The following is a 22,992-nucleotide window of genomic DNA, read 5'->3' on the forward strand; positions in this document are numbered from 1 at the left end:
TTATAGTGAAAAGAGGTGAATGCAATGTCCGATATCGAGCCCTGGTTAACTGAACTGTTGCGTCTGAACGATGAAGAAGAGAAAATGACCGATAAACAGATCAAGATTGTTCAAGCGGCCGTGGAGATTTTCTCTGAGAAAGGTTTTGCAGGCTCCTCAACGAGCGAGATTGCCCAGAAAGCCGGCGTCGCCGAGGGAACCATTTTCCGACATTACAAAACGAAGAAAGAACTGCTCCTCTCCATCGTCGCCCCCATGATGACGAAACTGATCGCACCGTTTGCGGTCAAAGATTTCACCAAGATCTTGGAGGCAGACTATCCCAATGTAGAACAATTCTTACGCGCGATTACTGTGAATCGCTTAGAATTTGCACGTAAACATTTTCCCGTGATCAAAATCTTCATGCATGAGATCCCGTTTCATACGGAACTTCGCGAACAATTCAAAGAGACCGTCGCTGTTCTCGTTTTAGAAAAGGCCTATAAAGCGATCCGCCACTTTCAGGAAAAAGGGCAGATCATCGAGATGCCTGCGCCATCGAGCATGCGTCTGATCGCTTCCACGATTATCGGTCTTCTCATCACTCGTTTTCTACTCGCACCTGATTCCGAGTGGGATGAGGCGAAGGAAATCGATTACACGATTAATTTCATCATGTACGGATTATCGCCGCGAGCATAGTGAATAAAAGGACTCCCCTGAGAGTGGATACTCTTGAGGGAGTCCTTTTTGGGTTGGGGGTTGAGGCTATGTGTTGAGATCAACAGCCGCACTGTCTCACCACCTGACTCCCATAAAAAAAGCCGCACACCCCCTACTCCATTCCGGAGATAAAAGGGGTGTACAGCTTGTCTCAACAACCTATACCGCTCGCTGAACACTCGACTCACGGTCAACCAAGATAAACCGCTGCAGCAACAAGATCGCTGCTAGACAGAGCACGCCGCCGATAATGAACGGCAGCGAGTGAGCGATCGCGAACACCGCGCCGCCAAGGAGCGGGCCTGCGATGCGGCCCAGGCTGTCCATGGAGGAGCTGAGTCCCGTCGCGACGCCTTGACCAACCTTCGTACGCTGCGTAATCAGCGACGTCACACACGGGCGTATCAGCGCGTTTCCTGCGCCGAAGACCGATAAGTAAATCGCAGCGGTAACGACGCTGCTGGAGTACAGCAGCAAGAAGAAACCTGCTGCTGAGAGCACTAGCCCGACGCCGATAACGAATTGTTCGGCGCCTTGCTTCACTAGGCGGCGTACAACGCCGCCTTGGATCAAGGCACCAACGATGCCGCTGGCGAGGAACATCATCCCGATGTCGAACGGTGTTGCGCCGATTTTGTCCATTTGATAATACTGGAGTGTGGCTTCAAGACCTGCCAGCGTAAAGGAAACGAAGAACGAAAGCACATACAGATATTTCGATGCGCCCGCGAAGGCTGTCCAACGGGATGGCGCTTTTTCCTTCACGGATCTCCGTTTATCCACTGTCAAGGATTCTTTCAGAATACCTGCCGCCAATAAGAACGAAGCAAAAGCAAGTGCGGATGCCACGAAGAATGGCGTGTAGGTTCCCCAGCGGCTTACGATCCCGCCAACAGCGGGTCCGAAGATAAAGCCTAGGCCGATCGACATCCCGACCATGCCCATCCCTTTCGTCCGATTCTCCACCGTCGTGATATCCGCTACATAAGCTACCGCACAGGCTGTTGCTGCACCTGAGAATAAGCCGCCAAGAATACGGGATACGTACATGACCCAGAGGTGATCATTCGCAAAGCCAAAAATCAAAAAGCTAACACTAAACCCTAACAATCCGATAAGAATGATAGGTCTACGTCCGATGCGATCCGATAACCCTCCCCAGATGGGAGACATCAGGAAGGAAGCTGCGGAATAGACCGAGAGAAGCAAGGCATTGTGATACTGAGCACCTGCGCCCTTGACTACCTCAGGCAAAACAGGAATGATAATTCCGAATCCGATAAAGATCGTCATCAGCAACAACATGATGATTCCAATCTGTTTATTCATGATGCTTTAAGCCTCCAAACCAATTCTTTTTCCTTATCGTACCATACCTTTTTTGGGGATGGAAATGAACATTTGAAGAACAAGTAACCCCACGAGCACAAATCCGCTCATTAAGAAAGGCGCATGATACCCATACACGTCCCACAGCTTACCGGAGACAATAGGGCCAACAATCATTCCAAGCCCTTCGATGGTGAGAAAAAAGCCCCATACCGCCCCTCTCTTCTCTGGTGGAATAGCGGATGCAATCAGTGCATTCCATGATGGAATGATGAACGCGTAGCCCACACCAAGCGCAGCCACTACGAAGTAGAGTACACTCATCGTTTTGACATACGTAAACAACAACAGGGCTGCCGCACTTAAGGAGAAGCCAATCAACAGAAATGGGCGAATACCCATACGGTCTACCATTTTACCCATTGGCACTAGGAAAATAACGGTCACCGCTCCCCCAGCGATGAGGAACATACTGTACTGAAAGGAAGAAAGCTTCAGCACTTCTTTGGCATAAAGCGTTAATATTGGCGTCAGAATTCCTAATGCAAAGGTCTGCGCAAACATCGCAGGAAACATCAACGGGCTCACCGACATCGATTTGCGAACCTCTCTAAGATAGGAAGAGACTCTGCTCATCCATGGTTGATGATGTTGGCTCAACGACTGAATAACTGCATGCTCCTCCTTGGGCAACTCCGTGTCAGCCCCTCGTTGTTTACGCGGAAGCATTAGGGCAACTAGAACGACAACCGTCATACAGCCGATCAGCAGCTTAAAAGCTAGCCCATAGTCATTGGAACCAACAAAGAAATTGATCGCCACTGGACCTAACCCAACCCCAGATAACCAAGCCATATAAACCACGCTCATGATTGTCGCTTTCCCCTTGTCACCCGCAACCTCCGTCGTTCCAGTGATTACGCAAGGCCATAAAGGGGCTGTCCCGAAGCCAAGCAGCGCGCAGCCGATAATCATCCAGATATATTGCGAAGTAATCGCCATCAGAACAACGGAAAGGAACGTCAACAATACGCCTGTCAACATCGTGACCCGATAACCCAGCTTATCAATGATCCAACCCACAGGTGTGCGTAACACATTATCGCCGATATATTGGGCCGCTAACGTCCATCCAATAATAAAAGCGGAAGCACCTAAGTTCGTTTTCATATAGACCGGCAGAATGGTTAAGAGCAGCGCTCCCTTTACAAATTCAACAACAAACATGATAATTAACAATTCCATCACAAATGGGGAGAACAACCGATTATTCCGCCATTTTTGCATCCAAATCATCTGATTTCTCCTTTAATTCGCCTATTTGAGTCACTCGCTGTTATTTTGACCCCTTTCGGCGCAAACTATTTTGAAAAAATTAACTTGCATGAAATCTCTAGTTTGATATACTCATTTTGTTTGTTGCATCACGAAGGACAAGCAATCCACGATAGAAGGGAAGCGATAATCAGGTGGATCATACCCGTACACCCCTGTTCTCTGCATTGCTTGCGCATGCGGAAAGAAATCCAATTCAGTTTCATATTCCTGGCCATAAAAAAGGAGTCGGCATGGACCCGGAGTTTCGTGCTTTCATTGGCGACAACGCGCTGTCCATCGATCTTATCAATATAGCACCGCTTGATGATCTCCACCAACCGATGGGTGTCATTGAAGAAGCTCAGAAGTTAGCTGCACATGCTTTTGGCGCAGATCATACCTTCTTCTCCGTGCAAGGCACGAGTGGAGCGATCATGACCATGATCATGACAGTCTGTTCAGAAGGCGATAAAATTATCGTTCCGCGAAATGTTCATAAATCTGTTCTTGCTGCTATTATTTTTGTAGGCGCAAAGCCTGTCTTTATCCAGCCTGCACGTGACAAAAACCTGGGTATCGATCACGGTATCCCTACGCGTTCAGTTCGTCGCGCACTTGAGAAGCATCCTGATGCCAAAGCTGTTCTCGTCATCAATCCGACTTACTATGGCGTGTGTACAAATCTCAAAGAGATCGTAGATCTCGTTCATAGCTATAACATGCCCGTTCTCGTCGACGAAGCGCACGGTGTACTCATTCATTTCCATGATAAGCTGCCGATGTCCGCGATGGAAGCTGGCGCAGATATGGCCGCTACAAGCGTACATAAGCTAGGCGGATCCATGACGCAAAGCTCCGTGCTTAATGTCAAAGGAAATCGTGTGAACCCGAAGCGTATTCAAACGATTATTTCCATGCTGACGACGACATCCACTTCGTATATTTTGCTTGCTTCCTTAGATACGTCCCGCAGACATTTGGCGATCAATGGGCGCGATATGGCCGAGAGAACGATCGAACTTGCACACTATGCGCGTAAGCAAATCAACGAGATTCCGAACCTCTACTGTTTCGGTGAAGAGATTCTCGGTGAAGAAGCGACCTATGCTTATGATCCTACCAAAATTTGCGTACATGTACGTAAACTAGGTGTTACTGGTTTTGAAGTAGAGAACTGGCTGCGCGATCACTACAATATCGAAGTCGAGATGAGCGATATGTACAACATTCTCTGCCTCTTTACACCAGGAGATACACAAGAGAACGTAGATATCCTGCTGACCGCTCTGCGCGAGTTATCCCACATCAATGATGATGTTGTTGAAGTCAAAGAAGTCGTGATCAAGGTTCCAGCTATCCCGCAGCTCACATTGACACCGCGTGATGCCTTCTATGGCGAAACGGAAATTCTGCCTTTCAAAGACTCTGCTGACCGAATCATTGCGGAATTCATCTATGTCTACCCACCAGGCATCCCAATTCTGCTTCCAGGTGAAGTTATTACACAAGAGCTAATCGATTATATCGTTGAGCATGTGGAAGTTGGTTTACCTGTGAAAGGCCCGGAAGATCGCAGTGTTCAACAGGTTAAAGTCATCGTAGAAACGCAAGCTATTTTCTAGTATTTACTCGTCTTCTTAAGGACGGCGAAGTCGTATATTCCCTCTCTCTATCAAAAGGGAATATATTGTAAAACCGTTTACATGATGCTATGATATGGGTGATGTTTCGCGAATGAGGTGATCAAGGAATGGCTCAAAGCGCTTATATTAAATTCGTAACAGGATCCGCTGTTGCCGCACTAACCTTGGACGAACTCAAGGAGAAGCTGCTGCATTACCGCGAGCAACTCAGCCTGACAGCCAAACAGCTCGGTTGGGAGTATGACGAAGCCGGATTCCCTTATACGATCGAGACGAAACCGGAAGGCGAAGGCAAATGGTTTTATCTCAAAGGCATCAATCCCTTATATCATAGTATTGTGGTTGGGGTCGGTACAGAGCATAACCAGGAGCAGGAACGCCAGTATGTACAAGTCGTATTGCCCGACAATGCCACCCATGGTGACAAGAGCAAAGGCAATGAATTCTGCAAATATTTGGGCAAGCTCCTGAAAGCTGAACTTCATCTATTTAACGGTAGAATCATGTATTTCAATCCTAGAAAATGAATAGTCACAAACAGAAACCCCCTAACAGATCACTCTGCTAGGGGGTTCTTATGTATAGCTCTTATTCTTCGCCTTCTTGAGCCACGATTTCATTGTAAATCGTTACCACACGTTCCCACTCTTCTTCATCTTCAATGTTGACAAGGAAAGCATCCTCATCCTCTTCTTCAACACGGAAAATGACGCCATCTGCTTCAGGATCATTACGATCAAGTAAAACAGCATACGCTTGTTCTTGAGATTGGAAGGTATATACCATGACCATTTCATGCTCTACACCGTTCTCGTCCGTTACGATAAAAACATCTTCCCCTTGCTCGTCGTGATCGTGGTCACAGTCCGGGCCGTGCACATGATCATGCTTCTCATCGCTCACAGGCAGAACCTCATTTCATCAAGTAATAACTTACTTAAATATCCTAACATTTTCATAATAAGAGGTCAAACCAGATCTGCGTTTCCGCGCTTATTCGGATTGAATTTGCTTTTCTGAAACGACTGAATAATCACTGCTTCCATCTTGCTGCATAGCAAATTTAACCACATAAGTGCCGGATTCATCGAAAGAAACGCCATATAAAGGCACTTTCAACCAGAAAGACTCTTTGGAATCCGAAATGGATTTCACGACTGGTGTTATCACGTTGTTTCCGCTAGGAGAAACGATAGAAACACGAACGGAATTAATCGTCGTTTTCAAGTTATCTACTTGTGCGAAAACGATAAAATCAGCTTGCTTACCGCGCTCAACAACGCCGAAAGGAACAATGGCCGAATCTTTACGCACTTCTGTTGTAAAAAACATATGTACATTGGGCTTATACAGGTAAGCTGTCTTACTAGAATCATCCCATCTGAGCAAGGATTGCAAAGCATCACTCATTGCGCGTAACGGCAGAACAGTCTTCCCATCCACGATAAGCGGCGGTACGTCCGAGGAACCGAACTCCTTCGTCTGATTGTTCACGACTAATCTAGCGATATTATATCCTTTATATTCCCCCCATATCGATGAGGCTGTCACTACAGCCGTACTTAATACAAAGAACGCCACCATTAACGTAAAAATGCGCCTAACTATCATCTCATTTTAACCTCCAACCTCGTTAGTCATCTGTTTGTCTGCATCTTTATACTCCGAAGATTGTGAAGAGTTGCGATGAATTTATAATTTCGTAATAAATTTCAGAACACGCACAATATACGCTTCCGGTTGTATTTGAAAAGATCCAACATGCCCCGCCTGCGTAGTGAGCCACAACTCAAAATCATTCGGATGCCGCTCTTGCATTTGAACACTATTGGTATAAGGAATTGCCAAATCATCACGACTATGTATGAAAAGTACAGGCCTAGGAGCAATTCCATCGGTAGCCGCTAAGGCATCGACAGCATGGATGTTTACCCCGATCAGCTTAGGCAAAATAAATAAAATCAGCGGCGTAAATGGGATACGCGGAAGCTTGGACCATACCGGCAGATTATCCTTGAGATATGGATATAATTGACTGAACGCGCTATCCGTAATCACCCCTGAGACAGATTTTTCTTCAGCAGCTGCCAAGATAGAGGCCGTCCCTCCCATCGAAAAACCGATTAGCAGAATCGGCGTCGGTGCAGTTGCCGTCGACTTTACCCAATCAATCGCGCCCAGAATATCATCTTTTTCAAGATAACCAATCGTGGTCGTATTCCCTTCAGAACGTCCCGAATTCCGAAAATCAAACATGAGCACATGGTGGCCCGCTTCCACAAGTGCCTTCGCCAAAGCCAACGCAGGAAGCCCCTTCTCAAGTCGTGTTCCCGCATAGCCGTGTGACATAATGATCGTTATCCTTTTCGAAACTGCAGGCTCACTCTCTGCCTCAAGAAACCAACCATCTAGCTTCACATCCTGCTTTCGACTTGCAAAAGTAACATCCTTCCAATTCAAGCCGTAGTTCTCTGGGGAATCATCCACTGGTTTCTTCTTCGGATGCGTTAATTGCCACCCAACGAATGTAGAGATCCCTATTACAAGTACTAAAATAATGATAAGAATAACTAAGGTCCAAATCATCATAAAATCAACACCTTCGTTTAGTCTGCTTGAATAACTTTGTTCTCGTATTCTAGATATATAAGTTGAAAGTAAGTAACTTCTCATGTTACATTAGAAAAAGATGGATTTTGTCGAAAAATGGAGGCGGCTGAATGAGTTTGCAAATTCAAATGTTGGGAACCGGCAGTGCCTTTGCCAAAAACTATTACAATACAAGTGCCTTAATCCGTTCTACGGATGTAAACATACTCATAGATTGCGGAGCAACAACACCAAGATCCCTCGCCGAAATCGGGCTTGAACTAGACCAAATCGACGGTATTCTTATTTCTCATATTCATGCGGATCATGTTGGAGGACTTGAAGAAGTCGCTTTCCGCTTATTCTACCAATATAACCAGAAGCGTACGAAACTGTATGTAACTGAAGCGTTAGCGCAAACACTCTGGGAGAACACGTTAAAAGGCGGACTTTCGAACCCGACCGAAGGTTTCAATCAACTCGGAGATTACTTCGATCTCGTTTACTTAGAAGAATACGTCCCATACGTAATTGACACTAATCTGACAATTGAAGTCATCCCTACGCTTCATATAAATCAGAAGCTTAACTATTCAATCTTTATCAACCATCGCACGTTCTATAGCGCGGATATTCAGTTTAATAAAGAACTGCTTATTCAAGAAGTTGTTCATACAAGAAATTGTCACACCATTTTGCATGATTGTCAATTAAGTGGTTCAGGCTTTGTACATACGACGTTAGGGGAGCTGCTCACACTCCCTGCCGAGATCCAGAAACGCATCTATTTAATGCATTATGATGATGATATGCCGAGCTATTACGGCCAGACGGGTGAAATGACATTCGTCCAACAACATGCGCTCATTGATATTTCCGGTTAGACTTTTTTCGACAAGACGCCTTGAGAATCCCTATTCTCAGGGCTTTTTCGCTGTTATCTCCTTAAATTTTCATAAAGTCGTATACAGCAGCAGGGATTTTCTGACACGTATAGAAATTGTCACAATAGTAAACACAGCGGAAATTCCATTCGGGAGATGATACAGTGACGATCAATTGGGTTTATTATGTTTATGTGATTCTTTATGGGCTATATACTTCCTTTTTCCTAACGACATCGAACTTCCCCATCCTGCTAGCAGCTACTATTGTTTATATCCTCACGGTCCATTTTCAAACGAAACAGCCAGCAATGCCTTGGACTCAACTCATTGTCCTAGGTCTTATACATATGAGTGGACATTCTAATCTTATCTATCCCTTATATTTAATGACACTCTCTCGCCATACCTATAAGGAAGAAAATCTTACGAAAGCATGGCTTATTTCCGTAGGCTATATGCTCATTTATATTGCAAATGTTAATCTCAACACTATTTCCTCTAGCAAAGATTGGATGTATGGACTAAACTGTATTCTTGACTTCGCAACCGTTACTCTACTAACAAGAACAGCCTACCTTCGCTCAGGTAAAGCGGATCGCATGCGAAACGAGCGTCAATTAATCTCACAGAAAGATTCCTTAACCGGCTTGTATAATTATGAGGAATGTCATCGAAGACTTGAACAGCAAATTCAACATAACCAGCCTCTTGTTTTGTTTCTGATCGATTGCACCGATTTGAAAGCCATGAACACTTCTGGCGGCTTCCAAGCAGGTAATTTCGTATTGAAACAGATGGCCGAACTCTTACAAATTTTATTCAAAGAAGCCCTTTTTATCGCGAGATATGGCGGAGATGAATTCGCTGTCGTGATGCCGCTGTCCCAAGACCTTCAGATGACCGCTTCTTATCAACAAAAGTTAGATTCCGAACTGCCCAAGCTGACAGGGATTCAGAATACATATGGAATTGCCAAATATCCGCAAGATGCCATAACGAAAGATGATCTTATTCTGCAAGCGGAGCATAATCTATATTTGAAGAAACGTGATTCTTGGGTCAAACGCGAGGAGCAAATGCAGCGTTCTGAAAAGCTTCGTGTCATCGGTGAACTTGCTTCGGGGATGGCGCACGAAATTAGGAATCCATTAACAACGGTCAAAGGGTTCCTACAACTCTCTAAAGCAAGCGGTTACAATATCGAGAATTGGTATGCCTTGATTATGGATGAAATTAATCGAATGAGCGATTTAACCGGGGAGTTTCTCCAATTCTCCAAGCCGCACCGAACGAACTTTCGAACGGATTCCTTGAATGATTGCGTGCTCAAAGTTATTGCTCTCATTGAGTCGGAAGCGATTAGTTCTGGTCATGAAATACAATTTCATGAGTCAACAGATGACGTACTGATGCTCATGGATCAGGACAAAATGATTCAGCTCCTTTTGAACATGATGAAAAATGCCTGTGAAGCCATGGAATCCAACGGCTCCATCCATATGAAATTAAGCCGCGATCAGAAGAACGCGACTTTAATCATTGCCGATAATGGGCCCGGCATTCCCAGTGATCAGTTAGACAAAATTTTTCATCCCTTTTTTACAACGAAAGAAACGGGAACCGGGCTTGGACTATCCATTTGCTACAAAATTGTTCAGGATCATCAAGGCACCTTGGAAGTTGAAAGCGAGCTCGGGATCGGTACCCGCTTCATCCTAACATTCCCAGTTGTAGTTCCTATGCATGTTGAAATCAACAACGCAGCAGTAAGCTAAAGAGATTTCTTCATTCTCACGTGTAGGATTCCCGCATCATAGAACGGCTCTTCGGAGATTACCTTGTAGCCGAGTTGACTGTAGAATCCTTCCGCTTGAACTTGCGCATCAAGAATCGCAAATTGGCATCCTAGCTCGCTTGCCTGCTGCTCCATTGACAAGATCAATTTCTTCCCAAGTGATTGTCCTCTATATGCTTTTCTTACCGCTACACGTTGCAACTTCGCGGTGCTTGGTTGATACTCGTACCATCTTGCTGTAGCAATAGGGGTTTCACCGTCCATGATAAGGAAATGATGACAAGCATCTGGCGACTCGTCCTTCTCATCCATTTCTAGGTGTGCAGGAACTTGCTGCTCATCCACGAATACGTCAAATCTGACTTCGAAGCAAGCTTTCAGTTGTTCCATTGTTGTGACTCGTAAGGTTTCCATGTGGGCATCTTCCTCTCTAAGATCGTTTCTTGATCTTATCCCATTCCGGAAATGTTGTCCACATCCAAGAAATCACTTTTACTTTCGTTCCATCCAGTAGCTGCAGGCCCCAATTGCAAGCCCCAAAAGGGCGCCAGCAGCAACTTCTCGGGGAAGATGACCCAAACGTTCCTTTAATGCCTTCCGTCTCCGTGAATGGTATAACCCGGGATGCTGCTGGGCAATGCGTTCGACTTGTTCATCCAGATCGTTCACTTCAACCGCAATCTCTCCTGCTGACCTGCGAATGCCCATAGCATCATACATGACAACGGCCCCAAAAACTGAGCTTACCGCAAAATCCACCGCAGAAAATCCTCTTTTCATTCCAATATACGTGGCCAACGCTGTAACCCCACTAGAGTGCGAACTAGGCATACCGCCGGTTTGAATCAATTGTGACCAATCCCATTTTTTACTCAACACATATGTTAATGGCAATTTAATCGCTTGAGCGGCACCAATGCCGACCAATGCGGTAGTTAATGCTCGATTCATTTTCATCACCTCATGATTAGCATCCATCACAGGTTTAGATTCTATGCGTAAAGTTTGATATACTAGACACATTGATTCTGCTGTAAGGAGTGTAACCCATGAATATCGCTTTTTTTCTTTTACCTAAATCCGAAGTTATTACCGCAACGCCTCATGCAACGCTGCGACAAACCTTGGAACGCATGGAGTATCACCGTTATACCGCTGTCCCCATTTTATCTGATGATGGTCATTACGTAGGCACAGTAACAGAAGGTGATTTACTCTGGTTTCTCAAAAACTCGGTGCATATCGGCTTCGAAAATGCCCATCGTCATACTCTTGATGAAGTTCCTCTTCGTGTCAAAAATAAGCCTGTTCATATCCAAGCTGAAATGGTGGATTTGATTGATTTAGCCAAAGTTCAAAACTTTGTCCCCGTTGTCGATGATTCCGATAAGTTCATTGGCATCGTAAGACGGAGTGAGATTATCGAGTATTGTGCGAAACAAATGAATTTTAAATCCGCTTCTGCCGCGCAGTCCTAATCTATCCTCTATATGTGAAAAATAAAAAGGCTGATTATTTTCAGCCTTTTTTTATTTGAATTCTATTGGACTTGGCCATTTGACGAGGCTTTCGATGACACGAATTCACTTGCCCAGTCCACCATACCATTCATTAATGTCAGAATGAGATTAACCGCGTCTTTCTCTGTTAACGAACCGTTCGACTGAGAACTAACATATTGCGATGTTTTCTGTTCGAGCTTTACTACAAGATCCTTTATTTTTAAAAGCTCATTCGCTAAGTCAGTGACTTGTTGATTATTGTTTGAATTGCCTTGGCCAGATTTCATGTTTTGATTCTGATTCTGATTTTGGTCTTGACCCTGACCTTGACCTTGATTTTGCCCTTTGCCTTGGGTCTGTGCCTGATCTTGATTCTGCTCTTGACCTTGTCCTTGTTGCGCTTGTTGTTGATCTTGCCCTTGGCCTTGATTGGATTGCTGTCCTGAAGCCTCTTGTCCGGTATTACCGGTATTACCGCTATTGGCCGATTGCCCTTGGCTTTGGTTGTCTTGCGAGCCTTGAGCGCTCGAAATCAGCATCTTTTTAACCGATTCCAACTCGATAAGAACCATATCATTTTGTTTCGTTAATTCATCCATTTGGAGCTTAAGATCCTGTGTTTTGATCATGTTGTCGAAACCCTTCCTTCCCTTATTTCGCACCACCGCAAGCAATCCGCTTGCCTGAATTACCGGATGGATCCGTCTTCAGATCATCTTCCTTTTCATGAATCACCAAACTAAACCCATCTGGTTTAATAAGGGAATTTGGCTTGTCCGGTACCAGAACAGCAGACTTCGTAACTGCTCGGAATGTCCCATTACCTTGCGCATCAACAACTAGATTAGGGAGATCCCCAGCGTGAAACCCTTTAGGATTCAAGAAGCCATGTTCCTTCTTCTGCGGATTGAAGTGACTCCCAGCCGAGTCAAATGTAGGCGCTTCACATACCGCTTTCTCATGAATGTGAATGCCATGTACACCTGGCGGAAGGCCGCTTACTTGAACATCTAACTGCACACCGTCTTTCACCGCCGTCAATTCTGCTTTACCTACCGGTTGGTTGTTAGATCCAATAAGCGACAAGCTAACCGACGTTGGAGGCGGAGCAGCTTCTGTTACAGCCGTGGTTTTAGCCGCTGAGCAACCTGACAATATCAAGAGACTTACGCCAGCCGTCACCATGATTTGAATTTTTTTCATCTGTACAATCCTCCTATAAAACCTCACATTGGTATAATCTACCCTTATGATGCACAACTGGCCTGCACGGTAACCGCCGTTATGATATAAAATTTTCTAAATCATCCAACTACAAAGCAAAAAGCCTGTCATCTTTCGATAACAGACCCGTGCTTTACGCTAATTATTTCCAACACGATTATAAAATCGTCATAAGCTTCGCTATGATTTGCAAATTTTCTAACTTCCGTTTATAGAAGTGAAATTCAACCTTCGTATGTTCTACGGCATCTTCCATTTGCAACACTTGCTTCTGCAAGTCTTTTGTATGCGGCCACATTTCCGCTTGTCGCTGCAACTCATTTTTCCCATTAACGAGCCCCTCGCCAATCACTTCATATTCCTTCGTAAGCAGCATATGCTTTGCCCAATTCAATTCAGATAACGCATCTACATAAATAGCTTCGGCTTGCTTCAGTAGCTCTGGTACAAGTTGTAGCTCCAAAATAACATCCGACCGATTCATTCGGATTCCTCCTAATAGTTTTCATCGAAAACTAGCTTCGTCATCAGGCGATCAGATCTGAACTATGATGACTTTGCCTCATATATATTCTCACAAAAATAAAACATGCCAAGTTGGAAAATCCCGCGTAAATAGGCCCTTTTCTCCCCTTATTCGACGATATATTCAACGCACTTTCGGCATTGTATGACAATCGAATCAAGATTACATTAAATCTATTGAAAACCCTTTCAACCTACTTGAATAACCTAATAGAACTGATACAATGTTACTATACGTAGCAGAGGAGGTGACAAACATGAGCCAAGAGGAAGAAGTAGTATCACAAAACGAAGAAGAAATCGCTGAAGAATCCACTGAAGAAGTGGTAAGTCAAGAGGCTGAAGAAGAGATCGCGGAAGCGATTGAAGAAGCAGCAGCTTCAGAGGAAGACAGCGAACAATCCGAATCATCTGAAGAGGAATAATGTAAACGCTCTCTTATATATAATATCCCCCTCAACATAACTGTTGGGGGTTTATTGATTTTACATAGATAAAATTCATAAAATTTTTTTTGAAAATCACGAATAAATATTCTGAACATTCAAATAATACTGGTGTACCATAAAAAAGGAGATGATTATGAATGGCTAGATCTAACACTTTAGTCGTACAACAAGCAAAGGCAGCACTCGATCAAATGAAGTATGAAGTCGCTCAGGAACTTGGTGTCCCTCTCTCCCCTTCTGGTTACAACGGTAATTTGGCTACACGTGATGCTGGCTCAATCGGTGGCAACATCACGAAAAGATTAGTGCAAATCGCTGAACAATCGCTAGGCGGCTACAAACGCTAATCCTTTGATGTAGGAGCAAGCTCAACAAAAAAGACTGAATCACTCGATCCTCCTTAGAGTGACACTCAGTCTTTTTCTTATTTTATTCAAAACCCTCTGATTTTCCTTCAATTTCCTCACCACTTTGCTCAATCATGTATAAAAGACCACTTCCATCTAGTATGATTACTTAGCTAGAATATCCGTTAAAGGAGTGTTCCTACCATGACAACGCAATATGAAATTTTCCGTGATCCGTACCGTATGCTCATCTTATTGGCCACCTTAGTTAGCGAAAAACAAAACCAACCTGAGCTCCAATTTGACAACGTGCCTTTTTTTGAAAATGAATCCTTCCTTATTCAGCATGGCAAATTTGTGTACAAAAAGGACAACACTGAAATCACATGGTACCAATTTCTAGGAAGAGATATTGCTTGTAGTAATGATCTCTCTCGAGAAGCGTATAACAAAATGTTCGTTGATTGCCTTGCATCGTTGTATGATCTTACATAAGATTACATAACCAAGAAAAGGGCCCTACGTGAGTAGGACCCGCTTTTCCATTTTTACTACACTACTTCTTCTTGACTTCTTCTACAAAAACATCGCTTGCATCACGCGTGCTGCCAAGCTCGAGAATCGTATATTTTTTCTCGCCAATCATTATCACATCTTCCACTTCTGGAAGCGGATCCCCTAGATACACTGTTCCTAAATAAACATTACTGCTCTTCAAACGCAAATTCCAACGATGCTGTTGTTTCGTCATAACCTTTTTCCTCCCAAACTCTAATGATCTCAAGGTACCATAAATTCACGCAAGATGAAAGCTATATGAGGAAAGTACTCGTGATTGTGGTGCATTTATTCAAAAGTCCAGTTTTTTTGTGATAAATGCAAGCAAGCCGTTAATACAACCACCACGATTTATACTCATGATGGTGTTTTCATAGCTTTCCGCTTCTTTGAGGTCATTCTGGTGAATTTTATAAAGGGTTGAGAGATAAGATGTAATACTGCGTAAAAAAATTAACAGAGGAGTTGAAAAAAGTTTTTTTCCATTGTATACTAAAAAAGTTCCCCATTTAAAGGACGGTAGCTCAGTGGGAGAGCATTACCTTGACAGGGTAGGGGTCGTGGGTTCGATCCCCACTCGTCCTATATGAAATAAAAAAAGTACTCGCGACTTACATCGCGGGTATTTTTTTGTCTTCTTATATCAAAAAGTCCTGGTCAAAAAGAAGTTGACATAATAATCTCCCTTTTACAGTATCTATTATTTCGCTTCTACTACTCCTACAGTTCATCCTATAATCTCAAAAAAGGGGTGATATCAATGGGTTTCTTAATCGTTGTCGTTATTTTCGCGGTACTATTTGGGGTATTCAAAAAAAGAAGCAGTGATTTAATATTCAAACGGTGTACATGTTTTTATTGTCCTCGCACCAATTTCATTTCCAAGTCCCATCTGATAACTTCGAGTGATCTTCATCCGCCTCATAAACTCGCCCTATCCCTCTTTTCTTAGATATTCTTTCGAAATATCCACTAGTCTTGAAGCCCCAATTTAATTACAACTTATATATTGTCACTTCATAGTCATCTACCACATACTACGGATTACCTTGACATTTCAACGTATTAAGTCGATTTGTAATCATTTGAATCGCTTCTATTTGTAAAGCTCCAGTATGTCCTAGATTTAAATCTCTTCTATTTTGCGCCGCAGGGAATGAGTCATGGTCTCTTGCAATGGTTCCATGATGAACATTCCAATAAAATCTGAAGCCAGTATGATCATTCAATTTAAAACTTACATGGATTGAGGTTATTCTAGCAGTGCTCCCCCTATCTACAAGTGTATACGCGACGGAAATGTGTTTTTCATAAATACCCATATAATCATATGAAGTATCTAGATATCGTTGTGTAGGGCTAGCACCCGAAAAAGGAGCTCTTCCAAGAGCTGTAATTGATAATACCCCATTGCTAACAGGAGCTGTAATTGAAGAAGTTCCATTTGTGGTGGTCATTTCTTTATAAAACACGTTTTTATAATAGTTACGTAAGTCATCTTTATCTACACCATGCTTTGATGCAATTTGCTTCGCATCTTCCATGAATAATGATTTAGGCTTCTTCTTTTCATTATAAAATTTCGTAAGATCATCCTTTAAATTCGTTTTATCTTCTTCACTTAATTGTCGTTGGATCATTGAATGATTTACAAATTGCGCAACCGCACGATTACCGACTGTCCGTTGTAAATTCATAATTAAACCTATAGGACTAGAAGTAAGGGAGTTACTAAGACCAACATTGTTTTTATTCACTGAATGACTAACTTCTTTCTTACGTTGGGTATACATATATGAAGCTCCTCTATATGATTGTGATAAGAAAATTTCACCATATAGGCTCTGTATTAGAAAAGAAGGTACCCCTCGCCAATTACTGGCTTTGAGCACCCTCTGTTGTTTGTTCAGTTTTGTTGTCTCACAATAAATATCCTCACCTTACGTTGTTAGTCCCACTTTACCACTTCGATAATAGGACTTTGCACACATGAAAATATCGATTACCTGTCACTTTTGCCGATTAATTTGAAAGCGCTGTACAGTAATGGAGAAATTTGAAGTCGTTTCCATTAAAATGAAAAAACTCTCCACAAGTAGAAGGACTCTACTTCTTGAAAGCTCTTTGTCTAACCCTTTTACACCCTCAACATCGCTTGAATCGCTATGATCGTCTCATCAATCGCTGCCCGTAATGCCTTGGTTTCCCCTTGAAAAGGATGCACACTGCCAAAGGTATGATTCCCCTCTGGAATTCTCACCCACGTAATCGCGGGGTTGTTCGCAACTAATTGTTCAGAGCCTCGAATGCCCCGTTCGCTATCTTCTGTGCCTTGAACAAGAGTGATCGGGAAGCTAGCTCCACTAATCCTACCGATAATATCGAACCGTTCTTGGTTGTGTTCCATGTCTTCAAGAATTTCGAGATCCAACGGCATCATTTGCTTCGTACGCCCATTGAGCGTATAAGAACGCCCCGTAGCCATCATCTCTGTTTTGTTCTCTGCTGTTAATAAATCTACATTCGCAATGCCATTCCAACTAATGACACCCGCGATATCCTTGGGATGTTCTAACGCATAGATCAAGCTCACTCCTGCTCCTCTGCTATGCCCTAGTAGAAGAATGGGTTTACTACCCGTCTCCCCTTTTCGAAGATCCACAATAACTGCTTCTATATCCTCAAGATCCCTCGAATACGTATCCCGCGCAAACTTATCCAGCTCTGTGAACTCCAGCCTATCCTCGCCTACTCCGTTATGGGAAAAATTCAACGCAATAACATCCACTTCGTCAGCCAATTCACTCGCTATATGGGGGAACATTCCCCAGTCTTTAAAGCCTTTGTACCCATGTAAAACGAGCAATACGCCTTGACTATCTCCTGTTTTGGCTTTATACACATCACCTCGGATGATACGTTCGTCAGACAATCGTAGTTTATAAGATGTTCTTCTATGATCTGCCATCCCTAATTCCTCGCTTTCTTTCCGAGTCAGTCTTCCATAAGTATACTTTTTATATTTTATCACAATCTAACTCGGTCAAGAGATCACTCTGAAGCGCGATTTTATATTTTCAAGTAAAACAGCAAACACTTAGCTATGGCATTAACCCCTATAGGAATAAGGAGGAAGCACCATGTTATCAAACCGAAATCGCAGCAGACTGCGACTCCTACTTGCCCCCCTCCTTCTAGCTCAGTTACTGAGTCCAGGAATGAGCGAGCATGTTCAAGCGCAGTATACGGAGCCGATGCATAAAGAAGCTGCCACCGATGCGGCAACTTTTCGCTTACAGGTTAAAGCAGCTCCCGGAGCTAGGTACCAAACTGAATCTACTTTCGACGATAAATCCTTACAACGAGCGTTGGAATCCGCAGCTGCAGGTGTACCCTACATAGAACCACTACTACCTGATACTACCCTTTCTTATTATAAAAAGGATCAGACTCAGCTCTTGGGTGTCACCCCCACCGGTGAGGCCGTCGATTTAGCTGCCAAGCAAACGCTGCAGCTTTCCAGTAAGGCGCAGGCTGCGCTGCGAGAACAGGTACGAGCTCTGCGAGCCAAACATTACGGCGAACTGCTCACGTGGGAGGAAGCCTCTCTCGTGCTTCCCAAATTTAGTTCCTTCACCGTCCTCGATGTGGAGAGCGGTCTTAGCTTTGAAGGACAGCGCCGAGCGGGCTCCCATCATGCGGACGTACAGCCGCTTACGAAAGCCGACTCCGCGACGCTCAAAAGCATCTACGGCGGCCAATGGAGCTGGGACCGCCGCGCGGTCCTTGTGAAGCTGAATGGCCGCACGCTTGCCGCCTCCATGCATGGCATGCCGCATGGGGGCGATGGTATCCCCGGAAATGACTTCAACGGTCATTTCTGTATTCACTTCCTCGGGAGCGTGACCCACGGCTCCCGCTCTGTAGATCCGGCGCACCAAGTCATGGTGCACCGAGCTGCCGGCTTGCTGAACGACTACGTCAGCAAGCTCTCGCCTTCGGCGCTGATCGACGTTTGGATCAGCGGCGCCCATCAAGGTGACCTGCAGCTATTGCAGGTCACCACAGGGCAAGAACAGGCGTTGCATGTGCGCAGCATGCGCCGCCTGTCTAAGGAGCAGGAGCAGGACGTGTCCCAGCTCCTGCAGCTCGACACCACCGTCGACGTCGCGATGACGGGGGCTAGATCCTCCGCGGTGTCAACTCGCCGCGTGCTCTTTCATCTCGAGCGCGCAACGCTGCAAGATCGATGGTTCATTCGCAGCGCGATCATCCAATAAGCGCGAAAAGCCCGGCAACACTCGAGTTCGATCCGAGCGGCCGGGCTTCTTTGCTTTATTTTACCGTAATTTTACCTTTCATGAAATCCTTATGCGGTTCACAGTAATACGTATATACACCTGGTTGATCAAGTGTAATGCTGCCAGATTCCCCAGCACCCAGCAACGGTATCTTAAAACTGCCATCATCGGCAACCGCATTATGCTTCACATTATCTTTATTCGTAAACACGACCGTAGATCCCGCTTCAACCGTCAAATCAGCATTGCTAAACGCGAATCCTTCTATATTTATGTAATAGGTTTTACCAATTGCCTGACCGGAATCGCTGACTAGATTAACAGTCCGTGTTGCAGCATCATATTGCACGACGACACCAAACACTTCTGCCAGGAATCGTGAATGCACGAAGGTCGAACTATTAATCAACTGGGCTGGTCCCACCATCGTTACTTTGGTTCCATCCACATCCGCTTCGGAAGATCCAATCATCAGCTTGACCGTTTTGGAGCCCTTGTGCACGGTAACCATTTGCCTATCGGCATCATAACTCACTTCGAACCCTAACCCTTCCGCAAAAGCGCGATAAGGAACGAACAACGAATCCCCAATCAAATAGGATTCATCCAGCGGCATCACTTTTCCATCCAGTGTGATTTTCATATCCGATTTCATCGGCTGCTCATAAGCGACCGTCCCCATAGATACCGGCATGACCATCTCATGGCCTTGATCTGCGGAGACAGGAACTACACCAACTAACAGCAATCCCATGCCAAGTAGTAACGTACATAATCTTTTTCTCATACCAAAATCCTCCTTCGATTTAAACATCTACTCCTCAGAGTAAACGTATCAATGGAGGATTCGGTTTACTTCGTGTCGCGATTATTGTTCAGGTTGACCCGAAACCTTACGTAATGCATTCGCAAGTCGATGGAATTCATCTTGAGCTGGTTTAGAAGAGGTCGCCCCATAGCCTGCTGACAAAAAGGGAATAATCGCATTCGCATCTTTGGCGTTCATCGTGTAAGTAGGCGGTTCAGGCGTTATCCTCGTATTCCACCAACCTTCATTCCCATAAGACTCATCGTAATCCACAGCAATCCCATTGGCCATGACATCATTTAAATACTGGTATATGTGAATGAACGTCGATTTCTTTCCACCACTCCAGGCATATGTTTGCCAAAAATGAGAGCACGCGCCTGCAGCATGGACAGCTTCCATCACGGCATAGGACCCATATACCCCTGTCGTATACGTCGGCGTCGCAGAGCTTGCACCTTGAATATAAGCGATTACCGTTGGCATTTCGGCTGGAGTTACATCAAAATCAACGGCAAAATAAATACAACTGCCCTCTGGTTGTCCTACTTGAGAGGCAACTTGCAGCGCGGTAGCTCCATCGGCCAGACCTGCACTTCTTCCACCGAGTGCGCGATTCGCGGTTGTCTCAAAAACAGAAACGATCTGTAAACCTGCATCGCTAATAATACCTGCTTCCGTTTTCGTTAATGCTTTTGCCCCGCTCGGCACTAAATATCTACCCACAAATTTATAGCCATTACCGACGAAAGCAGCAGCTTTAGGTGCCGTCAGCGGTGTTGAACAATCAAACCCTTGCGTCACTTGCCTTCACCTACTTCCCGTTCTAGTACTGCTAGCTTATGCGTTGAGCAACCTCGGCGACACCACCATGCATCTAGAGTCCTGCTTTTGGGCTTGAAAAAGGAAAGATCCCTCTCCGAGGAGAAGGACCTTCTGGTTCATCTATTTGTTAGCTCTCTTTTGTCCCAAAACGTATCGCATTTCGCTCACGCGCACGCTGCGCTTCTACTTCACGATTCCGAGGTTCCGCATTCGTCACTAATGAATTCATTAATTGCTGCGCAACAATGGTTACATCACGAACGGCCTGTTCAAATGCGGCTTCATTCGCCTTAGAAGGCTCCGTGAATCCAGAAATCTTACGAACGAATTGCAGCGAGGCTGCGCGAATCTCATCTTCTGTTACAGCAGGTTCATAATTAAATAGCGGCTTAATATTGCGGCACATGTCGTTCTCCTTTAAGTTAATTCATCTTAAGCTACGTTTATTGGGTTTATATGTTCTAAAAATGCCGTATTTATAATGTGTTTACTATAATAGATGAATTGTATTTTTACAAGTTCGTATACAATTTATTGTACAACATTCAAAGTTATTTCCCACTATGCAATTTGCGTGATAACTAGGTGTGCTGACACAGGTCTTGTTCCTCCAGCGAGGGGAGTCATGGTTAGTGCTGTAGAATTGCCGGCAGGATTTCTTAAAGTGAGTATTGAGTTGACGACTGTTGTTTGCACAATAGTCATTCCAGGTATTTGTGAAGTACCAGTTGCCCGCCCTGCCACTGTATAGGCAAGGTCAGCCCCATTAAGTGTTAAAATGAGTTGGCCCGGTTCACTCATACTTCCCTGAAAAAATATCATATAACTACCGATTGCCGTCAAATTAAATGAACTCGGACCCGTTCGGAAAATGCCAGTTCCACTGTTTGGTCCATCTTGTGGAAAACTTACATCTGCACCAGGCGCGACGCTCGCTGCATTGTCAGGAGGCATCAGAGCAAAGAAATCTGCAAAACCAAATAATCCGCCTGCAGTTCCTGTAGCCCCGGTTGCCCCTGTTCCTCCCGTCGCTCCAGTTCCTCCTGTCGCTCCCGTTGCTCCAGTTCCTCCTGTCGCTCCTGTTGCCCCAGCTCCCCCTGTCGCTCCTGTTGCCCCAGCTTCTCCTGTCGCTCCAGTTCCTCCAGTCGCTCCCGTTGCCCCTGCTTCTCCTGTTGCCCCTGTTCCTCCCGTTGCTCCAGTTCCCCCTGTCGCTCCTGTTGCCCCAGCTTCTCCTGTCGCTCCTGTTGCTCCAGTTCCTCCTGTCGCTCCAGCTTCTCCTGTCGCTCCCGTTGCTCCAGTTCCTCCTGTCGCTCCCGTTGCTCCAGCTTCTCCTGTCGCTCCTGTTGCTCCAGTCGTTCCCGTTGCCCCAGCTTCTCCTGTCGCTCCCGTTGCTCCAGTTCCCCCAGTCGCTCCCGTTGCTCCAGCTTCTCCTGTTGCCCCTGTTCCTCCTGTTGCTCCCGTTGCTCCAGCTTCTCCCGTTGCCCCAGTTCCTCCTGTCGCTCCCGTTGCTCCAGCTTCTCCCGTTGCCCCTGTTCCTCCTGTTGCTCCCGTTGCTCCAGCTTCTCCCGTTGCCCCTGTTCCTCCTGTTGCTCCCGTTGCTCCAGTTTCTCCTGTCGCTCCCGTTGCTCCAGTTCCTCCTGTCGCTCCTGTTGCTCCAGCTTCTCCAGTTGCCCCTGTTCCTCCTGTTGCTCCAGTTCCTCCCGTCGCTCCTGTTGCTCCAGTTCCTCCCGTCGCTCCTGTTGCTCCAGTTCCTCCTGTCGCTCCTGTTGCCCCTGTTCTTCCTGTTGCTCCAGTTGCTCCAGCTTCTCCAGTCGCCCCAGTTCTTCCTGTCGATCCCGTTGCTCCAGTTCCTCCTGTCGCTCCAGTTGGCCCAGTTCCTCCCGTTGCTCCAACTTCTCCTTTTGCTCCTGTTGCTCCTGTTGGACCAACTACTCCTTGAGGCCCTCGTGGTCCCTCAGGACCAGGTGGACCTGGAGGACAATTACATCTCCCCATAATCTCATCTCCTAGTTTTAGCAAATACTTCATCATATTAAAATTTCAAAAAAATGAATTGTATCCATGCCTATCTAACCCTAAAAAAAGAGGTATAATCCAATATTTCCCTTCTTCTACTATGCCATTGTCCATTACCTTTATATCTACGTCAGCATAGATAGTAAATGGAATCGATTGGCTAGGGAGTGAT

27 protein-coding genes and 1 tRNA gene are annotated in these 22,992 nt (G+C 45.1%); 11 read left to right on the forward strand and 17 right to left on the reverse strand.

From position 1 onward, the window contains the following. Positions 1-24: 24 nt before the first annotated feature. A complete protein-coding gene (locus tag A8709_RS00675) occupies positions 25-684 on the forward strand; it encodes a TetR/AcrR family transcriptional regulator (protein ID WP_065850293.1) in 660 nt (219 codons plus the stop codon). Between the two features lie 180 nt (positions 685-864). Here the strand turns inward: A8709_RS00675 and A8709_RS00680 are convergent, their stop codons facing one another. Then, on the reverse strand, positions 865-2,034 hold the full coding sequence (locus A8709_RS00680; RefSeq protein WP_065850294.1) for an MFS transporter: 1,170 nt from the start codon (positions 2,032-2,034) through the stop codon (positions 865-867). Positions 2,035-2,067: 33 nt separating this feature from the next. Beyond that, positions 2,068-3,330, reverse strand: a complete 1,263-nt coding sequence (locus A8709_RS00685; RefSeq protein WP_065850295.1) for an MFS transporter — start codon at positions 3,328-3,330, stop codon at positions 2,068-2,070. 173 nt (positions 3,331-3,503) lie between these two features. On the opposite strand from A8709_RS00685, the gene A8709_RS00690 reads away from it, so the two are divergent. Both A8709_RS00690 and A8709_RS00695 read left to right on the forward strand, forming a co-directional pair. Beyond that, a complete protein-coding gene (locus tag A8709_RS00690) occupies positions 3,504-4,973 on the forward strand; it encodes an aminotransferase class I/II-fold pyridoxal phosphate-dependent enzyme (RefSeq protein WP_065850296.1) in 1,470 nt (489 codons plus the stop codon). Positions 4,974-5,101: 128 nt separating this feature from the next. Beyond that, complete coding sequence (locus A8709_RS00695) at positions 5,102-5,521, forward strand: DUF1885 family protein (RefSeq protein ID WP_065850297.1); 420 nt, start codon at positions 5,102-5,104, stop codon at positions 5,519-5,521. Positions 5,522-5,582: 61 nt separating this feature from the next. On the opposite strand, the gene A8709_RS00700 is transcribed toward A8709_RS00695, so the two are convergent. The 3 genes from A8709_RS00700 to A8709_RS00710 all read right to left on the reverse strand — a co-directional run bounded on the left by A8709_RS00700 (position 5,583) and on the right by A8709_RS00710 (position 7,583). Further along, entirely contained in the window at positions 5,583-5,897 is a 315-nt protein-coding gene (locus A8709_RS00700; RefSeq protein ID WP_056612546.1) for a DUF1292 domain-containing protein, read from the reverse strand. 90 nt (positions 5,898-5,987) lie between these two features. Beyond that, complete coding sequence (locus A8709_RS00705) at positions 5,988-6,605, reverse strand: stalk domain-containing protein (RefSeq protein WP_065850298.1); 618 nt, start codon at positions 6,603-6,605, stop codon at positions 5,988-5,990. Between the two features lie 81 nt (positions 6,606-6,686). Next, positions 6,687-7,583, reverse strand: coding sequence for an alpha/beta hydrolase (locus tag A8709_RS00710; protein WP_065850299.1), 897 nt, complete (start codon positions 7,581-7,583; stop codon positions 6,687-6,689). 131 nt (positions 7,584-7,714) lie between these two features. Between A8709_RS00710 and A8709_RS00715 the strand changes: the two genes are divergently transcribed. After that, positions 7,715-8,467 carry an MBL fold metallo-hydrolase gene (locus A8709_RS00715; RefSeq protein ID WP_065850300.1) on the forward strand — a complete coding sequence of 251 codons (753 nt, stop codon included), beginning with the start codon at positions 7,715-7,717 and terminating at the stop codon, positions 8,465-8,467. A 164-nt stretch (positions 8,468-8,631) separates the two neighbouring features. After that, positions 8,632-10,245 carry an ATP-binding protein gene (locus A8709_RS00720; RefSeq protein ID WP_065850301.1) on the forward strand — a complete coding sequence of 538 codons (1,614 nt, stop codon included), beginning with the start codon at positions 8,632-8,634 and terminating at the stop codon, positions 10,243-10,245. Here the strand turns inward: A8709_RS00720 and A8709_RS00725 are convergent. Both A8709_RS00725 and A8709_RS00730 read right to left on the reverse strand, forming a co-directional pair. Then, positions 10,242-10,679, reverse strand: a complete 438-nt coding sequence (locus tag A8709_RS00725; RefSeq protein WP_065850302.1) for a GNAT family N-acetyltransferase — start codon at positions 10,677-10,679, stop codon at positions 10,242-10,244. The two genes, A8709_RS00720 and A8709_RS00725, sit on opposite strands and share 4 nt — an antisense overlap. A gap of 78 nt (positions 10,680-10,757) precedes the next feature. Next, on the reverse strand, positions 10,758-11,216 hold the full coding sequence (locus tag A8709_RS00730; protein ID WP_065850303.1) for a divergent PAP2 family protein: 459 nt from the start codon (positions 11,214-11,216) through the stop codon (positions 10,758-10,760). Between the two features lie 98 nt (positions 11,217-11,314). On the opposite strand from A8709_RS00730, the gene A8709_RS00735 reads away from it, so the two are divergent. Continuing rightward, complete coding sequence (locus A8709_RS00735; RefSeq protein ID WP_065850304.1) at positions 11,315-11,743, forward strand: CBS domain-containing protein; 429 nt, start codon at positions 11,315-11,317, stop codon at positions 11,741-11,743. A gap of 62 nt (positions 11,744-11,805) precedes the next feature. Here the strand turns inward: A8709_RS00735 and A8709_RS00740 are convergent, their stop codons facing one another. From A8709_RS00740 to A8709_RS00750, 3 genes are all read right to left on the reverse strand, one after another. Then, a complete protein-coding gene (locus A8709_RS00740) occupies positions 11,806-12,396 on the reverse strand; it encodes a hypothetical protein (RefSeq protein ID WP_065850305.1) in 591 nt (196 codons plus the stop codon). A gap of 22 nt (positions 12,397-12,418) precedes the next feature. After that, on the reverse strand, positions 12,419-12,970 hold the full coding sequence (locus A8709_RS00745; protein WP_065850306.1) for a superoxide dismutase family protein: 552 nt from the start codon (positions 12,968-12,970) through the stop codon (positions 12,419-12,421). A gap of 178 nt (positions 12,971-13,148) precedes the next feature. Then, complete coding sequence (locus tag A8709_RS00750; protein WP_065850307.1) at positions 13,149-13,475, reverse strand: hypothetical protein; 327 nt, start codon at positions 13,473-13,475, stop codon at positions 13,149-13,151. Positions 13,476-13,773: 298 nt separating this feature from the next. Here A8709_RS00750 and A8709_RS34345 point away from each other — a divergent pair, with 298 nt between their 5' ends. The 3 genes from A8709_RS34345 to A8709_RS00760 all read left to right on the forward strand — a co-directional run bounded on the left by A8709_RS34345 (position 13,774) and on the right by A8709_RS00760 (position 14,807). Next, positions 13,774-13,941 (forward strand): hypothetical protein, encoded by a 168-nt coding sequence (locus A8709_RS34345; RefSeq protein ID WP_167356964.1) that lies wholly within the window; start codon positions 13,774-13,776, stop codon positions 13,939-13,941. 161 nt (positions 13,942-14,102) lie between these two features. Next, positions 14,103-14,312, forward strand: coding sequence for an alpha/beta-type small acid-soluble spore protein (locus A8709_RS00755; RefSeq protein WP_057314713.1), 210 nt, complete (start codon positions 14,103-14,105; stop codon positions 14,310-14,312). Positions 14,313-14,516: 204 nt separating this feature from the next. After that, entirely contained in the window at positions 14,517-14,807 is a 291-nt protein-coding gene (locus tag A8709_RS00760; RefSeq protein WP_065850308.1) for a hypothetical protein, read from the forward strand. A gap of 61 nt (positions 14,808-14,868) precedes the next feature. Here A8709_RS00760 and A8709_RS00765 read toward each other — a convergent pair whose 3' ends face one another. Beyond that, positions 14,869-15,063: a hypothetical protein gene (locus A8709_RS00765; RefSeq protein WP_028558119.1), complete on the reverse strand. Its 195-nt coding sequence runs from the start codon at positions 15,061-15,063 to the stop codon at positions 14,869-14,871. A gap of 320 nt (positions 15,064-15,383) precedes the next feature. Between A8709_RS00765 and A8709_RS00770 the strand changes: the two genes are divergently transcribed. Next, positions 15,384-15,455 (forward strand) — tRNA-Val (locus A8709_RS00770). A gap of 452 nt (positions 15,456-15,907) precedes the next feature. On the opposite strand, the gene A8709_RS00775 is transcribed toward A8709_RS00770, so the two are convergent. Both A8709_RS00775 and A8709_RS00780 read right to left on the reverse strand, forming a co-directional pair. Further along, complete coding sequence (locus A8709_RS00775) at positions 15,908-16,663, reverse strand: hypothetical protein (protein ID WP_065850309.1); 756 nt, start codon at positions 16,661-16,663, stop codon at positions 15,908-15,910. Positions 16,664-17,007: 344 nt separating this feature from the next. Beyond that, positions 17,008-17,802 (reverse strand): alpha/beta hydrolase family protein, encoded by a 795-nt coding sequence (locus A8709_RS00780; RefSeq protein ID WP_244163059.1) that lies wholly within the window; start codon positions 17,800-17,802, stop codon positions 17,008-17,010. Between the two features lie 322 nt (positions 17,803-18,124). Between A8709_RS00780 and A8709_RS00785 the strand changes: the two genes are divergently transcribed. Beyond that, the gene (locus A8709_RS00785; RefSeq protein WP_141692375.1) at positions 18,125-19,150 is read left to right on the forward strand and encodes a hypothetical protein; all 1,026 of its coding nucleotides are present in this window, start codon (positions 18,125-18,127) and stop codon (positions 19,148-19,150) included. 55 nt (positions 19,151-19,205) lie between these two features. On the opposite strand, the gene A8709_RS00790 is transcribed toward A8709_RS00785, so the two are convergent. The 4 genes from A8709_RS00790 to A8709_RS00810 all read right to left on the reverse strand — a co-directional run bounded on the left by A8709_RS00790 (position 19,206) and on the right by A8709_RS00810 (position 22,799). Next, a complete protein-coding gene (locus A8709_RS00790; RefSeq protein WP_065850312.1) occupies positions 19,206-19,958 on the reverse strand; it encodes a stalk domain-containing protein in 753 nt (250 codons plus the stop codon). A gap of 81 nt (positions 19,959-20,039) precedes the next feature. After that, positions 20,040-20,783, reverse strand: a complete 744-nt coding sequence (locus A8709_RS00795) for a DUF1906 domain-containing protein (protein WP_065850313.1) — start codon at positions 20,781-20,783, stop codon at positions 20,040-20,042. A gap of 148 nt (positions 20,784-20,931) precedes the next feature. Then, positions 20,932-21,210 carry a DUF2277 domain-containing protein gene (locus A8709_RS00800; protein WP_065850314.1) on the reverse strand — a complete coding sequence of 93 codons (279 nt, stop codon included), beginning with the start codon at positions 21,208-21,210 and terminating at the stop codon, positions 20,932-20,934. A gap of 155 nt (positions 21,211-21,365) precedes the next feature. Beyond that, positions 21,366-22,799, reverse strand: a complete 1,434-nt coding sequence (locus tag A8709_RS00810; RefSeq protein WP_141692376.1) for a collagen-like protein — start codon at positions 22,797-22,799, stop codon at positions 21,366-21,368. Positions 22,800-22,992 lie beyond the last annotated feature (193 nt).

The sequence above is a fragment of the Paenibacillus pectinilyticus genome (assembly GCF_001700435.1).
Lineage (GTDB): Bacteria > Bacillota > Bacilli > Paenibacillales > NBRC-103111 > Paenibacillus_E > Paenibacillus_E pectinilyticus.

Excerpts from the sequence above, each read along its gene's own strand:
- A8709_RS00790 (WP_065850312.1), bottom strand. The coding sequence starts at position 19,958 with ATGAGAAAAAGATTATGTACGTTACTACTTGGCATGGGATTGCTGTTA.
- A8709_RS00705 (WP_065850298.1), bottom strand. The coding sequence starts at position 6,605 with ATGATAGTTAGGCGCATTTTTACGTTAATGGTGGCGTTCTTTGTATTA.
- A8709_RS00755 (WP_057314713.1), top strand. The coding sequence starts at position 14,103 with ATGGCTAGATCTAACACTTTAGTCGTACAACAAGCAAAGGCAGCACTC.
- A8709_RS34345 (WP_167356964.1), top strand. The coding sequence starts at position 13,774 with ATGAGCCAAGAGGAAGAAGTAGTATCACAAAACGAAGAAGAAATCGCT.
- A8709_RS00730 (WP_065850303.1), bottom strand. The coding sequence starts at position 11,216 with ATGAATCGAGCATTAACTACCGCATTGGTCGGCATTGGTGCCGCTCAA.
- A8709_RS00685 (WP_065850295.1), bottom strand. The coding sequence starts at position 3,330 with ATGATTTGGATGCAAAAATGGCGGAATAATCGGTTGTTCTCCCCATTT.
- A8709_RS00675 (WP_065850293.1), top strand. The coding sequence starts at position 25 with ATGTCCGATATCGAGCCCTGGTTAACTGAACTGTTGCGTCTGAACGAT.
- A8709_RS00740 (WP_065850305.1), bottom strand. The coding sequence starts at position 12,396 with ATGATCAAAACACAGGATCTTAAGCTCCAAATGGATGAATTAACGAAA.
- A8709_RS00745 (WP_065850306.1), bottom strand. The coding sequence starts at position 12,970 with ATGAAAAAAATTCAAATCATGGTGACGGCTGGCGTAAGTCTCTTGATA.
- A8709_RS00800 (WP_065850314.1), bottom strand. The coding sequence starts at position 21,210 with ATGTGCCGCAATATTAAGCCGCTATTTAATTATGAACCTGCTGTAACA.
- A8709_RS00695 (WP_065850297.1), top strand. The coding sequence starts at position 5,102 with ATGGCTCAAAGCGCTTATATTAAATTCGTAACAGGATCCGCTGTTGCC.
- A8709_RS00810 (WP_141692376.1), bottom strand. The coding sequence starts at position 22,799 with ATGGGGAGATGTAATTGTCCTCCAGGTCCACCTGGTCCTGAGGGACCA.
- A8709_RS00775 (WP_065850309.1), bottom strand. The coding sequence starts at position 16,663 with ATGTATACCCAACGTAAGAAAGAAGTTAGTCATTCAGTGAATAAAAAC.
- A8709_RS00680 (WP_065850294.1), bottom strand. The coding sequence starts at position 2,034 with ATGAATAAACAGATTGGAATCATCATGTTGTTGCTGATGACGATCTTT.
- A8709_RS00710 (WP_065850299.1), bottom strand. The coding sequence starts at position 7,583 with ATGATGATTTGGACCTTAGTTATTCTTATCATTATTTTAGTACTTGTA.
- A8709_RS00760 (WP_065850308.1), top strand. The coding sequence starts at position 14,517 with ATGACAACGCAATATGAAATTTTCCGTGATCCGTACCGTATGCTCATC.
- A8709_RS00765 (WP_028558119.1), bottom strand. The coding sequence starts at position 15,063 with ATGACGAAACAACAGCATCGTTGGAATTTGCGTTTGAAGAGCAGTAAT.
- A8709_RS00750 (WP_065850307.1), bottom strand. The coding sequence starts at position 13,475 with ATGAATCGGTCGGATGTTATTTTGGAGCTACAACTTGTACCAGAGCTA.
- A8709_RS00735 (WP_065850304.1), top strand. The coding sequence starts at position 11,315 with ATGAATATCGCTTTTTTTCTTTTACCTAAATCCGAAGTTATTACCGCA.
- A8709_RS00785 (WP_141692375.1), top strand. The coding sequence starts at position 18,125 with ATGCATAAAGAAGCTGCCACCGATGCGGCAACTTTTCGCTTACAGGTT.
- A8709_RS00715 (WP_065850300.1), top strand. The coding sequence starts at position 7,715 with ATGAGTTTGCAAATTCAAATGTTGGGAACCGGCAGTGCCTTTGCCAAA.
- A8709_RS00725 (WP_065850302.1), bottom strand. The coding sequence starts at position 10,679 with ATGGAAACCTTACGAGTCACAACAATGGAACAACTGAAAGCTTGCTTC.